The 21,724-nt window shown below is 37.5% G+C and carries 18 protein-coding genes, 2 pseudogenes and 1 riboswitch; of the genes and pseudogenes, 16 read left to right on the forward strand and 4 right to left on the reverse strand.

Annotation, left to right across the window (positions count from 1 at the left end; all coding sequences use genetic code 11):
* Positions 1–279 precede the first annotated feature (279 nt).
* From ggt to LDX58_RS16830, 16 genes and pseudogenes are all read left to right on the forward strand, one after another.
* Positions 280–1,923, forward strand: coding sequence for a gamma-glutamyltransferase (gene ggt, locus LDX58_RS16755; protein ID WP_227937963.1), 1,644 nt, complete (start codon positions 280–282; stop codon positions 1,921–1,923).
* Positions 1,924–1,961: 38 nt separating this feature from the next.
* Positions 1,962–2,534: a chromate transporter gene (locus LDX58_RS16760; protein ID WP_227937964.1), complete on the forward strand. Its 573-nt coding sequence runs from the start codon at positions 1,962–1,964 to the stop codon at positions 2,532–2,534.
* Complete coding sequence (locus LDX58_RS16765) at positions 2,534–3,064, forward strand: chromate transporter (protein WP_227937965.1); 531 nt, start codon at positions 2,534–2,536, stop codon at positions 3,062–3,064. The genes LDX58_RS16760 and LDX58_RS16765 overlap by 1 nt, the downstream gene beginning before the upstream one ends.
* 113 nt (positions 3,065–3,177) lie before the next feature.
* Entirely contained in the window at positions 3,178–3,495 is a 318-nt protein-coding gene (locus LDX58_RS16770) for a LysM peptidoglycan-binding domain-containing protein (RefSeq protein ID WP_227937966.1), read from the forward strand.
* A 451-nt stretch (positions 3,496–3,946) separates the two neighbouring features.
* Entirely contained in the window at positions 3,947–5,260 is a 1,314-nt protein-coding gene (locus LDX58_RS16775) for an ATP-binding protein (RefSeq protein WP_227937967.1), read from the forward strand.
* Positions 5,257–5,952: a pseudouridine synthase gene (locus LDX58_RS16780; protein ID WP_227937968.1), complete on the forward strand. Its 696-nt coding sequence runs from the start codon at positions 5,257–5,259 to the stop codon at positions 5,950–5,952. The genes LDX58_RS16775 and LDX58_RS16780 overlap by 4 nt, the downstream gene beginning before the upstream one ends.
* Positions 5,953–6,116: 164 nt before the next feature.
* Positions 6,117–7,424 (forward strand): polysaccharide biosynthesis protein, encoded by a 1,308-nt coding sequence (locus LDX58_RS16785; RefSeq protein WP_227937969.1) that lies wholly within the window; start codon positions 6,117–6,119, stop codon positions 7,422–7,424.
* Between the two features lie 206 nt (positions 7,425–7,630).
* Positions 7,631–7,714: pseudogene (locus LDX58_RS16790) on the forward strand (trehalose operon repressor); the annotation flags it as partial.
* 80 nt (positions 7,715–7,794) lie between these two features.
* Positions 7,795–8,274 (forward strand): glutathione peroxidase, encoded by a 480-nt coding sequence (locus tag LDX58_RS16795; protein ID WP_227937970.1) that lies wholly within the window; start codon positions 7,795–7,797, stop codon positions 8,272–8,274.
* A 161-nt stretch (positions 8,275–8,435) separates the two neighbouring features.
* Positions 8,436–9,197: pseudogene (locus tag LDX58_RS16800) on the forward strand (nitric oxide synthase oxygenase).
* 112 nt (positions 9,198–9,309) lie between these two features.
* The gene (locus LDX58_RS16805; protein WP_227937971.1) at positions 9,310–11,202 is read left to right on the forward strand and encodes an ABC-F family ATP-binding cassette domain-containing protein; all 1,893 of its coding nucleotides are present in this window, start codon (positions 9,310–9,312) and stop codon (positions 11,200–11,202) included.
* A gap of 248 nt (positions 11,203–11,450) precedes the next feature.
* Positions 11,451–12,203: a DeoR/GlpR family DNA-binding transcription regulator gene (locus tag LDX58_RS16810; RefSeq protein ID WP_227937972.1), complete on the forward strand. Its 753-nt coding sequence runs from the start codon at positions 11,451–11,453 to the stop codon at positions 12,201–12,203.
* The gene (pfkB, locus tag LDX58_RS16815; RefSeq protein ID WP_227937973.1) at positions 12,200–13,123 is read left to right on the forward strand and encodes a 1-phosphofructokinase; all 924 of its coding nucleotides are present in this window, start codon (positions 12,200–12,202) and stop codon (positions 13,121–13,123) included. The genes LDX58_RS16810 and pfkB overlap by 4 nt, the downstream gene beginning before the upstream one ends.
* Before the next feature lies 1 nt (position 13,124).
* Positions 13,125–14,999, forward strand: coding sequence for a PTS fructose transporter subunit IIABC (locus tag LDX58_RS16820; protein ID WP_227937974.1), 1,875 nt, complete (start codon positions 13,125–13,127; stop codon positions 14,997–14,999).
* A 232-nt stretch (positions 15,000–15,231) separates the two neighbouring features.
* A riboswitch (TPP riboswitch) is annotated at positions 15,232–15,330 on the forward strand.
* A gap of 34 nt (positions 15,331–15,364) precedes the next feature.
* A complete protein-coding gene (locus LDX58_RS16825; protein ID WP_308017550.1) occupies positions 15,365–15,961 on the forward strand; it encodes a DUF3052 domain-containing protein in 597 nt (198 codons plus the stop codon).
* On the forward strand, positions 15,958–16,752 hold the full coding sequence (locus tag LDX58_RS16830; RefSeq protein WP_227937975.1) for a carbon-nitrogen family hydrolase: 795 nt from the start codon (positions 15,958–15,960) through the stop codon (positions 16,750–16,752). Before LDX58_RS16825 ends, LDX58_RS16830 begins: the two co-directional genes overlap by 4 nt.
* Before the next feature lie 143 nt (positions 16,753–16,895).
* Here the strand turns inward: LDX58_RS16830 and mreBH are convergent, their stop codons facing one another.
* The 4 genes from mreBH to glcT all read right to left on the reverse strand — a co-directional run bounded on the left by mreBH (position 16,896) and on the right by glcT (position 21,601).
* Positions 16,896–17,897, reverse strand: a complete 1,002-nt coding sequence (gene mreBH, locus LDX58_RS16835; RefSeq protein WP_289623512.1) for a rod-share determining protein MreBH — start codon at positions 17,895–17,897, stop codon at positions 16,896–16,898.
* A gap of 257 nt (positions 17,898–18,154) precedes the next feature.
* On the reverse strand, positions 18,155–18,283 hold the full coding sequence (locus LDX58_RS16840; RefSeq protein ID WP_227937977.1) for a DUF2639 domain-containing protein: 129 nt from the start codon (positions 18,281–18,283) through the stop codon (positions 18,155–18,157).
* A gap of 263 nt (positions 18,284–18,546) precedes the next feature.
* Entirely contained in the window at positions 18,547–20,580 is a 2,034-nt protein-coding gene (gene ptsG / locus LDX58_RS16845; protein WP_227937978.1) for a glucose-specific PTS transporter subunit IIBC, read from the reverse strand.
* Between the two features lie 190 nt (positions 20,581–20,770).
* The gene (glcT, locus tag LDX58_RS16850) at positions 20,771–21,601 is read right to left on the reverse strand and encodes a glucose PTS transporter transcription antiterminator GlcT (protein ID WP_227937979.1); all 831 of its coding nucleotides are present in this window, start codon (positions 21,599–21,601) and stop codon (positions 20,771–20,773) included.
* Positions 21,602–21,724 lie beyond the last annotated feature (123 nt).

The raw sequence follows: 21,724 nt of genomic DNA on the forward strand, positions 1-21,724 counted from the left end.
TTATAATTGCAACTGTTTTAATAGGGAAAACCCCTTTTGGCTTTGACTGGAAGAATCAGACTTTAATTTTTGTGGCAGTAAATCTAACGAACTTCATGTTTGGTTTAGTCAAATCGTACAAAAAAGATAAAAAGGTGTTTGTCAAAAAAAAGGGGTATGCCAAGACTTCACCCAGATGATGCTGGCAATTTGTCGACATGAGGGATACCAGCAAAATAATTAATTAAATTAACAAGTGGTATTACAATGGTGTATATAGTTATAGAGAGGGTGGTACGTATGAAACAGGTATATCGCACAACGACAATGGGACCGCATGGCATAATTACAACTCCACACTATTTAGCTTCACAAGCTGGTGTTAATGTTTTACAGAATGGCGGAAATGCTATTGAGGCAGCAATTGCTGCTGCTTCAACCATCGCCGTTGTCTATCCTCATATGAATAGTATTGGCGGAGATAATTTTTGGTTAATTTACAATGCGAATACAAAAGAAGTGAAAGCTCTGAACAGTAGTGGGAGATCAGGCGAAAAAGCTACTATTTCAACCTACAAGGAATATAATTTGAGTGAAATCCCGGCAAGAGGATTCTTATCTGCTAATACAGTTCCAGGTGCTGTGGCTGGTTGGGATCAGGCCTATCAATATTCAAAAGAGCAACTCAAAGGGACCATTTCATGGAAACGCTTATTACAGTCTGCAATTAATTATGCGAAAAATGGATTTGCTGTTACCCCTAGTCAGGAACATTGGACAAATGTAAATGTAAACAAAGATGATACAGAATTTAGATTTTTACAACGGTTTCAAGAATTTTCACGCGTATTTTTGAAGAAGGATGGTTCTCTATATAACAGAGGAGAGTTGATGAAGCAACCTGATTTAGCACAAACACTAAAGGCCATTGCCGATGAAGGAAGCGATGTTTTTTATAAAGGTGCCATTGCACAACTAATGGTTGATGACATTCAAGCAAATGGAGGAATACTCACTCTTAATGATTTTAAAAATCACAGATCTGATTGGGTAGATCCGATTAGTGTTGATTATAGAGGCTATACAGCATATAATCTACCTCCGAACACACAAGGGATGGCATCTTTATCAATTTTAAACATATTAAATAACTTTGACCTTTCATCCATTAAGGAAGGATCAGTTGAATATTTTCATTTATTAATTGAGGCTACTAAACTAGCTTTTGCGGACAGAGATAAGTGGTTAACGGATCCTGAATTCATAAATATTCCTTTAGATGATTTGCTAGCTAAGTCTCACGGAATGAATTTGGCACAACAAATTAACATGGATTTTTCGAAGGTTATGACTAAACAGTTAGATCCAAAAGGAGATACGGTCTGGTTTGGGGTAGTCGACAACGAAGGTAATGCGGTTTCCTTTATCCAAAGTATTTACCATGATTTTGGTTCAGGAATTATTCCAAAAAACACAGGAGTACTGTTGCAAAACAGAGGGAGCTTTTTCTCTTTAGATGAAAAGCATATTAACTGCTTAGAACCTAATAAAAGAACATTCCATACATTAAATCCAGCTATGCTCTTAGATGGTGATGCCTTGAAGTTAGTTTATGGCACAATGGGCGGAGAAGGTCAGCCGCAAACACAAGCCGCTCTCGTAACTAGAATTATTGACTATAAATTTGATATACAAGCAGCAATTGAAGCTCCAAGATGGTTGTATGGGAGAACATGGGGGGCAAGTTCAAATAACTTAAAAATTGAATCGCGAGTCCCACGAGTTACTGTTCAGTCTTTGCAAGATCTTGGGCATGATATTGAAGTAGTTGAGGAATTCACTGATGTCATGGGACACGCTGGTGCAATTCTTATAAATCCTGAGAACAATGTAAAGTTAGCTGGTGCGGATCCGAGAGGTGATGGAGCAGCGATTGGTTACTAGTTAAAACAATGAAATGATTTTACAATGGGGGATTAACAGTGAAAACTTATGTAAGTTTATTTATCGCTTTTTTTAGATCAGGTATTTTAGGTTTTGGAGGAGGACCGTCGGCAATTCCACTTGTCCATAAGGAAGTTGTCACGACGTTTAAGTGGATGAATGATGATGAATTTAGTGATGTGCTTGCACTAGGAAATACATTACCAGGACCGATTAATACGAAAATGGCTGGTTACATTGGTTATCGTGTCGCAGGAATAGCGGGGATGATTATTGCGGTTTTATCTTCGATTATTCCGTCGATTTTAATGATGATCATTTTGTTAACAACACTAACATCATTTAAGGATCAACCTTGGGTTTCGGGGATGACCAAAGGCGTTATCCCGATTGTTGTTGTGATGATGGCGGTTTTAACTTGGGATTTTTTAAAAAAATCGAATGAAGGGTTAGGCTGGAAAATAAGCATTACCATTCTTTTAATAAGCTTTTTGTTAATAGAATTAGTTCATGTTCATCCAGGAATAATTATTGCGGTTTTACTCTTTTATGCTTTATTAAAACCGACAAAAAAACAAGAAGAGGCTAAAAAGAAAGTAGGTGTAAACTAATGATCTACTGGGATATTTTTCTAGCATTTTTTATACCAGGTATACTAGGTTATGGTGGCGGACCTGCTTCGATCCCTTTAGTAGAATATGAAGTAGTGGCACGCTATCAATGGATGACAGTAGAAGAATTTAGTGAAGTTCTCGCATTGGGAAATGCGTTACCAGGTCCAATTGCCACGAAAATGGCTGGTTACATTGGGTATGAAGTTGGAGGGGTTTTCGGAGCCTTTGTCGGTGTTTTTGCTACAGTGGCGCCTTCTCTTATTTTAATGATTGCCCTTTTAGGACTTTTATACAAGTTTAAAAATTCACCAAAAGTAAAGCGTATGACCGCACTAGTTCGCCCAACGATTGCTATTCTTTTGGGTACCTTAACATATCGTTTCTTAGAAAGCTCGTATGTTGGAGCAGGTATTTGGCATACATTGTTTTTATTAGTGGTGGGGTTTTTTCTGTTGGAAAAGTGGAAAGTACATCCTGCTTTCGTCATAGTTGGTGGTCTTAGCTATGGGGCGATTTTCTTAAGTTAATCAGAGAAGATTTGTTAAGCGGTGAAGGACTGCCTCTCTTTTTATTTAGGTGAAAAACCGTACATGATTAACCAGAGTTATACATATGCTTGGGTAGATGGGAGGGAGTTGCAATGGATGTTTCAGTTCGTTCAGGAGATAGCTTAACGTATTATAGCCAACTTTTCTCGTTACCTTTTCAAACGTTGATCGATGCTAATCGCTCCGTTACTCCTAATCAACTTCTTGTAGGAATGAAAGTATCCATTCCAGGTTATAGGTTAGTTCCCTATAAGATTCAGGAAGGGGATTCTCTGTGGAGAATTTCAGAACGACTTGAAATGCCACTTGATCGCTTAATTCTGATTAACCAAACAATGAACCCCGCTACAATGGAGGTTGATCAATTTATTCAAGTCCCTAAGCGAATTACAGAAAGAGTAAATGAGTAGCTGTTGGATGGTTGGGGATTCCTTTCATAACGAAACTTTCTAACACTTGGTAGTTACCGAGTGTTTTTTTACATTTTTTATACAAAGGTGGTTCTATAGCAGTATAACAAGTAATTGATGGTGTGTTAAAACGAATATTAATTTGCTAGTAAGTTTAATATTTAAAGGGCCTTCTGAGGAGCCAATTGATTTGGCTCCTTATTTGAGATTAATAGACCAAGGCGGGAGGCTATTTTTGATTTCTTGAATCATATCCTTTTAATTAGGAAGAAGATAGATTATTTATATAGACTCTTTGCTCAAATTACAGCTTGGTAAAGGCCTAAAACAGTTAATTTTTCTACATAATAATTCAATTTTTGCAGGTGTTTAAAGAAAGTTTGTCGAATTTATGATGTTATAATAGATAAGAAAGTGTTAAGAATCATAATAAAAAGGTGGGGAGCCTTTAATGATTGCTGAAAAACTCCTATTTCATGTCCTAATTGTAATAATGCCAATCTTAGTGGTGAGTTTTTTTGTCAATGATAGAAAAGGAAAACGGTCTAAATCGATATTAGTTGTGCTGTTGGCAATTGCTTCTGTTTTTTGTATGGTGTTTGCATATGAAGAAAAGGGATTATATTGGGATTTACGTTATGTTTTGCTAATGCTTGCTTTTTGGTATGGAGGACAAAAAGCAGGTTGGGTGGTATGTGGGGTTTTACTTGTGACAAGAACGATCATGAATGACGATAGTTTACTAATTGGCTATGCTGTTATTTTAATAGCTGCTTTGATCTATCATTGTTTTTATCATCGTTATCAACTTAAAGCTCAGAAATGGGATCGGGTTCGTTTTTCGCTACACCTTAGTCTATGGCCTAGTATAGCTGTTTCAATTCTACTAGGAATTTATTTGGAGATAATAGGTGAACTTCAAACTGAAGTTGGACATTATGTAATGTATGTAAGTGTTTATACGAGTACTCTTGTTATTGCTACTGGATTTTCAATACTTTTGCTCGAGCAACTGAAAGAAAGAGTTCGAATGCAAGAAGAAATGCAGCGTGCTGTAAAAATGAATGCAATTAGTGAATTAGCTGCTTCCATTGCTCATGAGGTAAGAAACCCATTAACAGTTGTAAAGGGTTTCTTACAATTGATGGAAAAAGATGAGGTTGGTAAGAAGAAAGAATATTTTTCAATCGCCCTAACTGAAATGAAACGAGCAGAAGAAATAATCAATGATTATTTAAATTTTGCAAAACCGGAAATAGTTTCGCCAAAAATGATAGAAGTGAATCAAATCATAAACGAAATTATTAATATATTAACACCTTATTCACTTAAAGAAAATGTTGAGCTAACAATTGAGAATACAAAGCAACTATATATATACGTTGACCGAAATCAATTTAAACAAGTACTGATTAATCTTATAAAAAATGCGATTGAGGCCACTCCTAAAAAAGGCAAAGTACATGTTAATGTAAGACTAGTTCATTTTTTTGTGGAAATTACGATTACAGATACAGGAAGTGGAATGTCTGAAGAGCAACTAGCTAAAATAGGAACATTATTTTACTCTACTAAGGAACAAGGTACTGGACTGGGTACGATGATATCTTTTCGTATTATTAAGGATATGGGTGGTTCCCTTAGATTTGAAAGTAAATTAAATCAAGGGACAGAAGTAACAGTTATTTTACCGTTAGCTCAAGATGAGAGAGCAAAGAAACAACAATTAATGCTCGTAAAGAGTAAAAGGGAATCAAATGGATGAGGATTCAGAAATATATAAGTTTAACAGGAGCTTTATCAAGAAGAGAAGTGAATCGCTTAATCGCCCTTCAACGGATTGAAATTGATGGAACGATTGCAACAAAAAATAGTGTAGTGGAAGATGAAAGCGTTGTATTAGTGGACGGTAAAGAGCTTGTAAATAAAAAAAGAGGTATCTATTTACTGCTATATAAACCGGTAGGGATTACTTGTACGGCTCAACCTACTGTGAAAAATAATATCATTGATTTTTTAAAAAACCCTGAAAGAGTCTTTCCAGTTGGAAGGTTAGATAAGGATTCTGAGGGGTTAATTCTCCTCACTAATGACGGTGATATTGTAAACAAGTTAATGAAGGCAGAAGGAAATCATGAGAAGGAGTACGTTGTAACTGTTGATAGACCTATTCCAGATCAAGTTTTAGCAAGGCTCGGACAAGGTGTGGAGATCCTCGGACAACAAACAAAAAGATGTAAGGTTAAACGTGTTACAAGTGATACGTTTACGATTGTTTTAACACAAGGTTTAAATCGGCAAATCCGTAGAATGACAAAGGTGTTCGGGTACCATGTAAAAAAATTAATTCGGATCCGAATCTTACATTTAACCATTGATCACTTAGAGGTTGGTGAATGGAGAGAACTAGAAGTGAGAGAAACGGAACAATTGAAAAATCATCTCAGATCCAAGTGATTAATTGACTTGGATTTTTTTTCGTCTTTCATTTTTACCCAGCATAAGTAGGATGAGTAACTTGTAAAAAAAATATTGTGAAATCATCATTTTTTTCCAATACGAACCATATTTAACTAACTTGTTTCATATAATTTATGGACAGGAAGTAGGGGAGAGAAACGATGAATATTTTTTTTAGAAGCGCGTTACTATTGATTATCGCTGCTTTCCTAGGTGAATGCATTGAATTCTTGGTTAACATGGTGCTAGCAAGAGAATTGGGAGAAGAGGGCCTCGGCTTATACATGTCGATACTGCCAACAATCCTGTTTATCGTTGTTATTGCTAGTCTTGAACTTCCCATTTCTATCTCGAAGTTCGTTGCTGAAAAAGATCCTATTTTCCATCGTAGTATGTTAATGCATGCACTACGATTTGCAGCGATTTGTACAATTGTATTTTCACTTATAGCATTATGGCTCCTTCCGTTAATTCCTGTCTTTGATCGATATCATCCACTTGTACCTTGGCTATTTCTACTACTCATCCCGGTCATTGCTTTTACCTCAGTTGCAAGAGGGTATTTTATGGGTGCGCAAAGAATGGGGAAAATTGCGGTTGCAAACTTTTTAAGAAGAGCTGGGCAACTTGTATTGTTAATTGTCATTTTCCGAGTTACTTCCTTTGAATCAGAATCCGCTATATTAATCGCTCTTTGTACACTTATTGCAAGCGAATTCCTTGTTCTCGGTTATTTATTTATTACATTTCTCATGGAAATGCACGTGTTGAAAAGTAGACCGAGAGCTCATTTACCTGGAAAGAAAGTACGTAAAAGCTTATTGGAAGTTTCCATACCAACAACAGGATTAAGAATATTTCATGCGGCCACCTTTGCTGTGAAGCCATTTTTCATTAAGGAAACTCTAGTTCGAGCAGGTATGATAGATACTGTCGCAATGGTGCAGTATGGAAAAATGGCTGGGGTAGCATTTACAATTGGTTTCTTTCCGGCTTTTATTGCTCATTCATTGCTAATTGTATTAATCCCTACTGTTTCTGAAGCCTATGCAAAAGGAGATTTAGTGCGATTGCGTACATTGTTAAGGAAAGTGATGTTATTAACAGTATGTTATGGACTCCCAGCCGTATGTATCTTTTACTTTTGGGCTGATCCGTTAACAGCACTTTTTTTTGAGAATTCTCCTGCGGTTCGATATTTACAGCTATTGGTTCCGTATTTCTTATTTCATTTTTTTGTTATACCGATGCAGGCCTTTTTAATCGGACTCGGTTTAGTAAAAGATGCATTCGTTCATGCACTCTATGCGACCATTTTTTCTTTTACTATGATGTATTTCCTTGGTTCGATGCCTACTTTACAGATGGATGGAATCATTTTGGGGATGAATATGAGTGCTGTACTGCTAACACTGTTGCATTATGTAACTATTTGCAAAAAAATAAATGTGAATTTACTTTTAAAATAAAGGTAATGATGGCGATGTACACTAGGTGAGCATCGCTTTTTTTTGCGTGGTATAGGCCTTTGTTGTGTGAAGAGTCGGCTAATTATAGTGGAAGTAACCGACTAGTTTGAAGTGTAACAGAGTATTTCACAACTATTTAAGTAAAATACCAATGAAAGGTAAATCAAGTCCGTATTTCTGGGTTTATTTATAGTGGTAGCGAAAAGCTAGATGATGCCACGATGTTTCAGTATACCGAATCGAGGCATCGACCAGATAAATTTCGTTTTGTTGATTTTACTAGACGATAGCACGAACAATCCTGAGCATGATAATCGTACTTGACATGGGTTCTATGTATAATGGAGCTAGCATGTAGGAGGCGATAAGAATGAGTGTTCATGATTTCTCAGTATTGAAAGCAAATGGTGAAGAAGTTCAACTTGATTCGTATAAAGGTAAGGTCCTCTTAATTGTCAATACAGCAACAAAGTGTGGATTAGCTCCTCAATTTAATGGATTGGAAAAGTTGCATCAGCAATATCTTGAAGAGGGACTTGCTGTAATTGGTTTTCCGTGTAATCAATTTATGAATCAAGAGCCTGTTAATGACGATCAAATGGAAGAGACTTGTAAGCTCAACTTCGGCGTCACCTTCCCTCTTTTTACAAGAATTAATGTAAATGGCAAAGATGCACACCCACTTTATAAATATTTAAAGAAGGCTAAAAAAGGTCTGTTAAGTTCGGAAATTAAATGGAATTTCACAAAGTTCTTAATTGATAAAGATGGACAAGTGGTTGAACGTTATGGACCAAATGTGGAACCGAAAAAAATTGAAGACGATATAAAAAGATTAATAGCCATATAGAACAAAAAGCCGTTTTTAAAAAACGGCTTTTTTTTGCTGAATTATGAACGGTACAGCTTAATATTCCTTTGAAAATATAAAACTGAAGTATGATGCTAGTACCGGTGTAAAATGTTTATTCTCGCCAACAATAAAAAAACAAATCGATCATATAGGGGTGGATGAATTTGACGAATATATTAGCAGAAGCAAAGACATTTATTAATATTTGCTATCAAGAACTAGCGAGTAGTGAGCAGATAATTGAAAAAAGACTTCTGATGATCGAAGAAGAAATAAGGAAAACAGGAATGTTCACACATACATATGAAGAATTGGCTCATGGAGCGAGAATGGCTTGGAGAAATAGCAATCGCTGTATTGGTCGTTTATTTTGGGAATCGATGCATGTTCTCGATAAAAGAAAGCTTGAGACCGAGGAGGAAATTGCTAATGCCCTCTTTTTTCATTTGCGGTATGGAACGAATGGGGGACGAGTAATTCCTACTATAAATATATTTCAACCAAGGCAAGTTCGGATATGGAATCATCAGCTTATTCGTTAGGCGGGATATGAACTAACGGAAGGGGTTCTTGGAGACCCTGACTCCATTGCATTTACAAAAATATGTGAATCGCTTGGCTGGAAAGGAGATAAGACAGCTTATGATATCCTTCCTCTCGTTGTTCAAGTTCATAATAAAGAACCTAAATGGTTTCCAATACCAGAGACGTGTGTTGGTGAGGTGAATATAACACACCCTACGGCCGCAAAACAATTTAAACAATTTGAACAAAGGGAAGTAGGAGAAGGTAGGAGGATAACGGAAAATTGGTCATGGCTTATCCCTCCTGTATCACCTGCTGTGACACATATTTTCCACCAATCGTATCAGGATAATGTAGTGACACCAAACTATTTTTATCAAGAGCGCTTGTATTAAAATAATACTCAATCTAGAGCTTTACGTATCAGGAGACAGGTCAATTAATGCAACAAAATTTGTTTTGCGTTAAGATAGAAGGAAAAGCTAATCAAATGAAGGCGGAATGATAATGAGTATTTTACAGATTGAAGGGTTAACTAAAACGTTTGGCGATAAGGTGCTATTTAATGATCTTTCGTTTACGATCGGTGAAAAAGAGCGAATTGGTTTAATTGGGATTAACGGGACGGGGAAATCTACTTTGTTGAAAATTCTAGCTAGTATAGAATCACCGGACCAAGGGCAACTCATTCATGCCAATGATTTTCAAATAGAGTATCTTCCTCAACAACCTGATCTAAAAGAAAATTTGACAGTTATTGAACAAATTTATTTTGGCGATTCTGCTGTGATGAAGGCGATGCGAGCATACGAACAAAGCTTACTTTTGTTTGAGAAAGACCCCGAAAAAGAAGAATATCAAAAACAATTTATGAAAGCACAACAAAAAATAGATGAACTTGACGCTTGGGAGGCGAATACCCTAGCCAAAACGGTTCTCTCAAAGCTTGGAGTTAATGATTATCAAGCTTCAATCAAACAACTATCTGGAGGACAAAAGAAGCGGGTTGCCATTGCGAAAGCGCTTATCCAACCAGCGGATTTACTTCTATTAGATGAACCAACAAATCATCTCGATCATGAAACGATCGAGTGGCTTGAAGGATTTTTGTCTACATACAAAGGTTCAATTATTTTAATTACACATGATCGTTATTTCTTAAATCGCGTAACCAATAATATGTTCGAACTCGATCAAGGCCGCTTATTTAAATACGAAGGCAATTATCAGACCTTCCTGGAAAGAAAGGCGGAGCGTGAACTTGAAGAAGCACACCGGGATCAAAAACGTGCCAATATCCTCAGAAGAGAATTAGCCTGGTTACAACGTGGTGCTAAGGCAAGGACTACAAAGCAAAAGGCAAGGATTCAACGTGTCGAAGCACTAAAAGAAGAGGAGGGATTCTCTGGGCGTGGTGAATTTGACTTTGCGATCGGTTCCAAACGGTTAGGGAAACAAGTCTTAGAGTTGCAACAGGTGTCTAAAAAGTACGGAGAGCAAATCCTCATTCAATCGCTTGATTATTTAATTGTAAAAGGTGAACGCTTAGGAATTGTTGGCCCAAATGGCAGTGGGAAATCAACGTTATTAAATATGTTAGCGGGAAGAGTTTCTCCTGACGGGGGTGAAATCATAACGGGAGAGACCGTGAAGATCGGATATTACACCCAAGAGGACGAGGAAATTGACGGTAGCTTACGTGTTATCGACTATATTAAACAGATTGCAGAGATTGTGTATACCGTTGATGGGACGGTCATTACTGCTGAGCAAATGCTTGAGCGTTTCTTGTTCCCGAGATCGATGCAGTATACGTACATTCGCCGCTTGTCAGGTGGAGAACGGCGACGTTTATATTTACTAAGAGTGTTAATGTCGGAACCTAATGTGCTTTTTTTAGATGAGCCAACCAATGACTTAGATACGGAAACGTTATCGGTGCTTGAAGACTACCTTGAGCAGTTTCCTGGGGTTGTGATTACAGTCTCGCATGATCGCTATTTCCTAGATCGAGTTGTAGACCATTTACTTGTATTCAAAGGTGGCGGTATCGTTTCGCGGTTTCAAGGACATTATACTGATTATTTAGCTCATGAATCTAAGCAGGGAGCTAACGAATCTATTAAAGAAAAAAGCGGTGCGACTGTCGTAAAAAAGGAACCAAGGAAAAAACTTTCGTATAAAGATCAACTGGAATGGAACCAAATTGAAGAGAAGATCATGATGCTTGAAGGTAGAATAGAGGAACTTGAGCAAAGCGTAATCGATGCTGGAAGTGATTATGGAAAAATCTCAGAGATTATGAAAGAAAAAGAAGAAGTGGAGTCCAAACTAGAACAAGCTATGGATCGCTGGACAGAACTCTCCATGTTAATAGAAGAAATCGAGCGAAATATCTAAGTAATGTAGGTGAAATTTTTGAATGGAGAAGTGTCAAGATGTGAGAATGCTCACCTCTTGACACTTTTTTTCACAATGTAGTGAGCAATAAGAACAGTCATTTGTTCGCGTATTAATAGATAGTAGAGAAAGTGGGAACCATAAAATGGTAACCGCTTTCTTTTTTTTTGTGAATAATGAGTGAAAGTGATTGATTATGGTCGTTATTGATTGTATACTAACGTTATAGATAAGTTGAGGTGAATAAAATGTTAACAATAGAACGACATCAGAAGATTCTCGACTTACTTAAAAAACAAACGATCGTAAAAATGAAAGAATTAGTTGAAGAATTAGATGCATCTGAGTCAACGATACGTAGAGATTTAACAGATCTTGAAAACGATAAAAAATTAAAGCGCATTCATGGAGGGGCAACACTCCTTCAAAAAAAGTTAGATGAACCGTCAGTTGCTGAAAAAACAGTCAAAAACAGTCGTGAAAAAAAGGGAATTGCTGAAAAAGCAGCTGCTTTTATTGAAAATGGTGATTGTATTTTTCTCGATGCAGGAACGAGTACGGTTGAAATGATTCCATTTCTAAAAGGAAAAGACATCGTTGTCGTTACGAATGGATTGACGAATATTGCTTTATTGGCTGATTTAAACATTGCTACGCACGTTATTGGTGGGTACGTAAAAGCAGGAACAAAGGCATTTGTCGGACGTAATGCGATTCGAGCACTTGAGACGTTTCGGTTTGATAAAGCGTTTCTAGGGGTTAATGGGATTACTAAGTTTGATGGGTGTACAACCCCAGATCCAGAAGAAGCGTTCATAAAAGAAAATGCAATAGCAAGATCGAGACAAAGTTATGTTTTAGCTGATCATTCTAAGTTTGGCGAAGTATCATTCTCAAAATTTGCCGATCTAGATGAGATCATTCTTATAACTTCTAACGTAGATGAAGAAATTACGAACAACTATAGGACAATGACAAACTTAGAGGTGGTTTCCTTATGATTTACACTGTTACTTTAAATCCTGCTCTTGATTATTTTGTACAACTTGATCAGGTCAATCTCGGAGCGGTTAATCGTTCCAAATTAGATCATAAAGCGCCAGGTGGGAAGGGAATTAATGTTTCAAGAGTATTAAAAAGACTTGGACATCAAAGTGAAGCGCTTGGCTTTATTGGAGGTTTTACAGGTAATTACGTAAAAGAAGTAATTGAAAAAGAAGAAATTAATACCAACTTTATTGAAGTGCATGGTGATACAAGAATTAATGTCAAAATAAACAGTCAAACAGAATCTGAGATCAATGGAGTATCACCTGAAATCTCAGAACAAGATCTTGAACAACTAAGACAGCAATTATCTCTTTTGAATGAAGGGGATGTTCTCGTACTTGCTGGAAGTGTTCCGTCGACGATTCCGGTAGTCATCTACGAAGCGTTATGCCAGGAGGCACTTGAAAGAAAAGCGGAAGTGTATATTGATTCAAGTGGTGAGCCGATGCGAAAAGTGCTTGAGGCAAAACCAACTTTTATTAAACCGAATCATCATGAATTAGGAGAACTGTTTTCAGTAAAAATATCAACTCCGAAAGCAGCTGTACCTTATATTCAAAAACTTGTAGAACAAGGTATTAAAAATGTATTAGTCTCTTTTGCAGGAGATGGGGCAATCTTGGCGACTGAAGATAAGCTTTTATTTGCGAATACGCCAAAGGGAATGGTGAAAAATTCAGTTGGGGCAGGTGATTCCGTTGTGGCTGGTTTCATAGCTGCTAAAACAGAAGAGATGTCTTTGGAGGATGCTTTTAAGTTTGCAGTAGCCTCAGGTAGTGCTACAGCATTTTCAACGGCATTTGCTTCTAGAGAACAAGTAGTAGCCTTAACAAAAGAAATAACAATACTGGATTGGGGAAAGGGTGAGTAATATGAGAATTTCAGATTTATTAAAAAGAGAAACAATTGTGCTTAATATGAGGGCTGCAAACAAGGAGTCTGCTATTGATGAGCTAGTCTCAAACCTCGATAAAGCAGGTAGATTAAATAGTGCCACTGAGTACAAAAAGGCAATTTGGGCTCGCGAAGAACAAAGTACGACTGGGCTTGGAGAAGGAATTGCGATCCCACATGCTAAGAGCGAGTCAGTTAAAACACCTTCGATTGCATTCGGTCGTTCAACGGCAGGTCTTGATTACGAAGCACTTGATGGTCAGCCTACTCATTTGTTCTTCATGATTGCTGCTTCAGCTGGAGCAAATGAAGAACATCTAGCTACATTATCAAGATTGTCTACATTCTTAATGGATGAAGCGTTCCGTGATAAGTTATTGAAAGCCAATTCAGAAGATGATGTTCTAGCCGCCATTGACAGCAAGGAAAATGAAACATTAGAAAAAGAAGAAAAAGAGCAAACTAATGCTCAAGATGGCTATACGATTTTAGCTGTAACGGGTTGTCCGACAGGAATTGCTCATACGTATATGGCAGCAGATGCTTTAAAAGCAGAAGCTGAAAAACAAGGGATAACAATTAAAGTTCAAACAAATGGCTCTGGTGGTGTAAAGAATCGTTTAACAGAACTAGAAATAAAGCAAGCTAAAGGGATTATCGTTGCAGCTGACACGAAGGTTGAGATGGAACCGTTTAAGGGAAAACCTGTTTTACAAGTTCCTGTAGCTGATGGAATAAAAAGACCAAAAGAATTAATTGATCAAATACAAACAGAAAATGCCCCAATTTACCAAGGGAACTCTAAAAGCTCAACTGAAGATTCCGAATCTACTTCCAAAGGGAAGTCTGGTTTCTATAAACATTTAATGAATGGAGTTTCAAACATGCTTCCATTTGTAGTTGGTGGAGGTATATTAATCGCTATTTCGTTCATGTTTGGTATAGAAGCGGCTGATCCAAATCATCCAACTTATAATGCTTTTGCTGAGATGCTGATGACCATTGGTGGTGGGAATGCATTTGGGTTAATGATCCCTGTTCTTGCAGCATTTATTGCGATGAGTATAGCTGATCGCCCTGGATTTGCTGCTGGTATGGTTGGTGGTTTGATTGCATCAACAGGTGGAGCTGGTTTCTTAGGTGGTTTAATCGCCGGTTTCCTTGCTGGTTATTTAGCATTATTCGTACGCAGAGCTTTAGAAAATTTACCACAATGGCTTGAAGGTATCAAAACGGTTTTATTTTATCCGGTCATAAATATTTTCTTAACTGGTATGGTTATGCTTTGGTTGGTTGGACCTCTTTCTACTTTCAATGCAAGTCTTGAAAAGTGGCTTGGAGGTATGGGTACAGCGAATATGATTTTACTAGGCATAATCCTTGGAGCGATGATGGCTGTGGATATGGGTGGACCAATTAACAAAGCAGCTTTCACGTTCGGTATTGCGATGATTGACGCTGGAAACTTTGGTCCTCATGCAGCTGTAATGGCAGGTGGTATGGTACCGCCACTTGGAATTGCCCTAGCTACAACTTTGTTCAAGAGTAAGTTTACGAAGCAAGAACGTGAGGCTGGTAAAACGAACTATATATTGGGAGCTTCCTTTATTACAGAAGGAGCGATCCCATTTGCTGCAGCTGATCCAGGTCGAGTGATTCCTTCCATTATCGTAGGTTCTGCTGTTGCTGGTGCCCTTACTGCTGTATTTAAAATTGGATTACCAGCTCCGCACGGAGGAATTTTTGTTATTCCATTCGTTTATGGAAGTGCAGTCATGTATTTAATAGCGATTTTAATTGGTGCAGTTGTCACAGCACTAATGCTAGGATTTTGGAAAAAGAAAACAGTATAGACGATTGTAGCGGGAGAGAGCTTTGATTCTTTCCCGCTTTTTATGGTGTTCGATTACATGCTAGTATTTCTCAAAAGAGCCGTAATAAATTTAGAGAGTCGGTATACTCATGATAAACCCTAATTAAAGGTAGTAGAGAAACTTAGTTTCCAAATACAACACTAGATGAGCTTCAAAGAATAACCTTGTTCCATAACTGCTATCTTATAATACCGGTGTCAATTAAATACTGTTTATCCACTAGGGGTGTCAAATGACTGAGAGAGGTAACCCTCAACTCTAAGAACCAGATCTAGTTCATACTAGCGTAGGGAAGTGGCTGAAACGAGAAGAAATTCATTTGTTGTTCGGCTTAAAAGAAAGCAGTGGTTCCGCTGATTGCTTCTAAGAAAAGACGGTTAGTGCCGCCGTTTTTCTTATTAGAACCTATTACCAGAGGCAATACGAATGATATAATAAAGGGAGTAAAAAGTGCAGGAAGGATGATCGCCCAGATGGAGCAACACCCTGTTATGAAAAAGCTTCAGTCAAAACTAGAAATCAATCCTATCCTTGTTTTACATGCGCCTAAGGAATATAAGGAAGCAATGGCTTGTTTTGATGTTGAGGTCCATACAGAGCTTCAAGAGAATGAGTATGGATTTATTCATGTGTTTGGCACAACAAATGATGATTTGAAAACGAGAGCTACCCAAGTTGTTGACTTACTTAAAGAAGATGGTTTACTCTGGCTTAGTTATCCAAAGAAGACGTCAAAAAAATACAAAGGTTCAGATTGTAATAGAGATACGGTTGCAACCTTATTGGGAGAGCATGGTTTTGAGCCAGTCCGTCAAGTAGCAGTTGATGAGGATTGGTCCGCGTTACGCTTCCGCCATGTTAGCTTGATAAAAACAATGAATAGAACATTTGCTGTAACTAAAGAAGGGAAAGAACGAACAAGTAAGGAGGAAACGACATGAGAATAGCTAGTTATCAAATGGACTTGGTACCGGGCAATCCGTCTGAAAATAGAAAGAGAGTCCAAGAATGGGTGAAGGAAGTTTGTAAGGAGGGCAATGTCGATGTTCTCGTCCTACCTGAAATGTGGACTACCGCTTATACACTTCCTATGTTAGAAAAGATCGTAAAGGCTGATAAAGGAATGACAGAACCCTTCTTAAAAAACCTTGCTAAAACGTTTAACGTAAATCTGGTTGCAGGTTCTTTTGCTATTGAGGAAGAGGGTAGCATGTATAATCGGTCAATCATCGTTAACCGCGAAGGTTCAATCGTTCATACGTATGATAAAATGCACCTAGTACCGATGCTAGACGAACATCTTTACTTAAAAGGTGGTGAAAATACAGGACGTGTCTTTGAATTAGATGGGAAAAAGATGGGGGTCATTATCTGTTATGATTTGCGTTTTCCTGAATTAATTCGATCACTGGCGTTGCAAGGAGCAGAAGTGGTTTTCGTTGTGGCAGAATGGCCAGAAGCAAGAGCGTCACATTGGGAAATCCTCCAACAGGCTAGAGCAATTGAAGATCAAGTTTATATAGTCAGCTGTAATCGTGTTGGAACGTATGATGGGGTTTTGTTTGCAGGTCGCTCCATGGTGGTTAATCCTTGGGGGGAAATGGTCTTCAAAGCTTCTCAAACTGAGGAAGAAACCATTCGTGTAACATTAGATTTAAAAGAGGTTCATCGCATAAGAAAAGAAGTACCTGTGTTTTCAAGTAGAGTACCAAAGCTATACGAAACGTTTTAAAAAGAAAAAGGATAACTCAAATTTTCCTGAGTTATCCTTTTTTTAAAAAGATAAGAAAGCATAAAATTCGATTGAATACACGATGTGTCTTCAATAAGGATGAAAGACTACTCGATAAGAAAAGACGGCTAGAGCCGTTTTTCTTATACCTTCTGTAATTTATCAATGAATTTTAAAGAACGCCCTGTACCAATAGCTACAGCTTCTAGTGGGTTAGGAGCTATATGAACAGGAACGAAAATTTCATTTGCTAACCATTCCTGCATGCCGTTTAACAAAGCCCCTCCACCAGTAAGGGTAACCCCTTGATCAACGATGTCACCACTTAATTCAGGAGGGCAATCTTCAAGTGTCGCTCGAATTGATTCAAGAAGTTGAAGCATTCCTTCTTTTAAAGCTTCTTGAATCTCGGTTGATTGTAACGTTACTGTTTTGGGTAAGCCGTGAACAAGATCTCGCCCTCTAACTTCCGTTTCCAGTTCTTCATGTGCAATAGGGGCATATCCAATTTCCATTTTAATCCGCTCGGCTGTTCGTTCACCGATAATAATGTTATAGGTTTTTCGTACATGCTGGATGATGCTTTCGTCAAACTTATCTCCACCGATACGAATGGAATGACAGGTCACAACGCCACCAAAAGAAATAATAGCGACTTCTGTTGTTCCACCACCGATATCGACCACGACATTGGCAATAGGTTCTTCTACCGTTAAATTGGCGCCAATTGCAGCCGCTAATGGTTCTTCAATGATATGAGCATTTTTGGCACCACAGCTTTTAATAGCATCTAGAATGGCGCGACGCTCAACAGAAGTTGAACCAGAGGGCGCACAAACGACGACACTAGGTTTTCTGATTGATAAGTTAAGCTTTTTACTAGCCTTTTTCATAATAGCTTTAAGCATATGTGTTGTCATATTATAGTCAGCAATAACACCGTCTTTAAGGGGACGGACAGTGACGATGTTAGCTGGAGTTTTCCCTACCATATTTTTAGCTTCTAAACCAACTGCTAGTACTTCATTTGTATCTATATTAATAGCAACAACAGATGGTTCGTTTAGAATAATGCCTTTTTCTTTGCTGTAGACGAGTGTATTCGCTGTTCCTAGGTCTATTCCTATTTCTGCATGTTTCCACATTTTTTTCACCATCTTTTGTGTTTTAGTTTAGGCTGGTACTGATTGTAACAGTAAAAGAAATGTAAACATAGATGACTGTGTGCTCATCTTCTATGTAATAATATGAGAAAAATATGGGACTAGTAAGGTATTTTGACGAATTTCAGGTTTTTATGAGACTTTAGTTGGATTTTATAAAAAAAGTGACGAAAAAGGACGTAGAAAGACCTTTGATGTCACTCTTTAAAAAAATACATGAAAGATTGTAAAAGTTAAAATTATTTATTCTCTTTATAAAGATTTGCTAAAACGTGGGCTTTATACTGTTCAATTTTACGGCCTTCAATATACCGAATTCCTTTGTCTTTAAGCTTCTGAACATACCAACCTTTACTACCAATATACATCTGTACAACACCCTTTCGTAAAACAAAACAAACAGAACGAGTAAGCTTATGGCTAACTCGTTCTGTTTTATAGGAGTGAAATCCCTGACTTCTACATATATATGCAGGGAAGCGTAAGATAATGCTTAAGTAAATAAAAAAGTTTTCGATGGAGGGAGAAAAACAATTAATGGAGCTTATTGATTTTATTAAAGAAAAAGGAGATGAAAACTTGCATTGTTTTCATCTCCTTTAATATGTTATATTTTTCTCTGTTTCAGAAATTACTTTTGTTTAATGGAAATAACAGCTTTTTCATCTAGTTCAACTTCTTGTTGTTCTTTATTGATTTGGATGTATTCACCTTCTGCAAGGTTTGTAAATACAATCGGTGTAATGGTTGAGGTTGCATTTTCTTTAATATAGTCTAAATCAAAGCGGAGAAGTTCTTGTCCTTGTTTGATCTTATCATCTTGTTTAACAAGGGTTTCAAACCCTTTACCCTTTAAGTTAACGGTATCAAGACCAACATGGATCAAAATTTCTTTTCCTTCATCTGATAAGATACCAATTGCGTGTTTCGTAGGGAACAAGTTAATGATGGTACCTGAAACAGGTGACTTAACAAGTCCTTCTGTCGGTTCGATCGCAAAACCGTCACCCATCATTTTTCCTGAGAATACTTGGTCAGGAACTTCAGTAATAGGAAGTACTTTTCCTGCAATTGGAGAAACAAAAGAAATATCTCCTACAACTGCTTCGTTTGATGTTGCTTCTTCCGTTGGAACAGGTGTACGGCCACTAATAATATCTTGCATTTGTGTTTTAATCTGGTCGGAACGAGGTCCGAAAATTGCTTGGATATTATTACCCATTGTCATTACGCCAGAAGCGCCAAGCTTCTTTAAAGTGTCTTTCTGTACTTTTTCTACATCATTCACACTTACACGAAGACGAGTAATACAAGCATCTAAATTCGTTAAATTTTCTTGGCCACCTAAAGCTTTTAATACTTCATAAGGTAACTCGGACGTATTGCCAGTGGATGCCGACTTATCGTCTTCAGCCATAGCTTCACGACCCGGAGTCATTAAGTTCCACTTCTTAATAGCAAAACGGAAACCAAAGTAATAAATAACAGCGAAAACAAGGCCGACTGGAATAACGAGCCACCAATCCGTTCTGTTCGGTAATACCCCAAATAATAAGAAGTCAATTACTCCACCAGAGAACGTCATCCCAATTTTTACGTTAAGAATTTGCATAACCATAAACGATAAACCTGCAAAAAACGTGTGAATCGCAAAAAGGACAGGAGCAACAAATAAGAAACTAAATTCAATTGGTTCTGTAATACCAGTTAAGAAGGAAGTTAAAGCGGCAGAACCCATGATACCTGCAACAATTTTCTTTTGCTCTGGACGTGCACAGTGATAAATGGCTAATGCCGCAGCAGGTAGACCAAACATCATGAATGGGAACTTGCCTGTCATAAATGTACCAGCTGTTAATTCAGCACCGTCACGAATCTGTGCGAAAAAGATTCGTTGATCACCGCGAATAATTTCTCCAGCTGCATTTGTGTATTGACCAAATTCAAACCAGAATGGTGAATAGAAAATGTGATGAAGTCCAAATGGAATTAGTGCACGTTCAATCATACCGAAGATGAAAGCTGATACGGTTTGATTCGTTTCAACCATTAGGTAAGAAAGATTATTTAATCCAACTTGAATCGTTGGCCAAACAAAGTATAAGGCGAGACCTAATAGTAATCCGAAAAATGCGGTTGCGATAGGAACAAATCGCTTTCCTGCAAAAAATCCCAGATAAGATGGTAGCTCGATGTTAAAGTATTTTTTATACGTATAAGCGGCGAGCAAACCAGCTATGATCCCTCCAAATACCCCCGTTTGTAAAGTAGGAATACCTAGTACATAGGAAATCCCTGGATCTCCGGCGACCATTTCCTGTGTCCATTCACCGTAGCCTCCAATGACACTCATGGTCACATTAATAATTAAATAACCAATAAGAGCAGCAAGGCCGGCAACCCCATCTCCATTTGAGAGGCCGATGGCAACCCCTACAGCAAACAAAAGAGCTAAGTTTGCGAAAACAATATCACCAGCATTTTCCATAATGCTAGCAATCATGATAATCCAGTCTGCATTAAGAGCAGGGATACGAGCCACTAAATCCGGATTTTGAAGAGCATTACCAAATGCAAGCAAAATACCAGCAGCGGGCAGTAATGCAACTGGAAGCATAAGTGCTTTACCAACACGTTGTAAAACACCAAACGAATTTTTAAACATAATGATTCCTCCTTATAGTTGTAGTTTTAATCGTTAATTGAATATTATGCAACAAAAAAAGACATGAGCGGTAGGATAAATTACATTTAATAAAAATAAGAAATAATCCTATTTTTATTAAATGTAATCGTTTCCTTTCCTCTCATGCCTGCGTTATCAGTAACACGTAAAAAAGAATATGATAGTATTGTTATTGCTTTGAAAATCGCTGTAGATGCATTGTAAGATAAACAGCCTCAGCTTCTGGAATCGTCTTTTTTATAGATTGTTGCATAATTTTCATCAATTTCCATGACAAATTGTAGCATATTGGATATTCCGCTTGCAACACCTTTTTTAGGGGTTCTTGATTTTCCGTGTATTGGTCTTTGTTGATACGTTCAATAGCGTGATGGAGATGGCGAACAAGCCTGAGGTAATTAATATTCTTTCGATCCATCTCAATTTGGAGTGATTCCTCGATAACACGGATTAACTCAGCAATTAATTGTGTGTGCCGATTCACTTCCTGAAGGGATCTCCTCGTTAAGGCGCTATGAATATGCAAAGCGACAAAGCCGATTTCATCAGGTGGAATGTCAATATTTAACTGTTTATTTAAATAATCGATTAATTCATTGGCAACTGTGAATTCTTTTGGATAAGCAAGTTCTGTTTCAGAGAGGAATGGATTTTTTATATCCAACCCTTGTTTTACTCGCTTAATAGCATAGAATAAGTGGTCTGTCAGAGTAATATGAATGTGCTCATGAAGGCGATTTGAAAACCTTTCTTCCACAATTTCAATAATGTCGTTCATAAGACCGATGAAATTTTCATCAACATAATCAAGGAGTCGTTTGTATTGTTCTTGATCTTTCGCTTCTCTTAAAACAAAAAACTTTTCAGCCTGTTCCCCAGCAACAGATTCCCCAGTCTTTTTTCCGAACCCTAATCCTTTTCCGATTAAGACGACTTCCTCATAATCTGGATGTTCTGCAACGAGGACATTGTTATTTAATACTTTCTTCACTATTAACATGGTGCTCCTCCTCTCATAAGAACGTTGATGAATTTTGTCGAATTATGTGTTATTCTCCTTGTTAATCTTAGCTTGTAAAGGCTTACTAGTCAATTAACTGCTTCTATTTCATGTGATTGTAAA

Source organism: Alkalihalobacillus deserti (assembly GCF_020734105.1).
Classification (GTDB): Bacteria; Bacillota; Bacilli; order Bacillales; family Bacillaceae_D; genus Halalkalibacter; species Halalkalibacter deserti.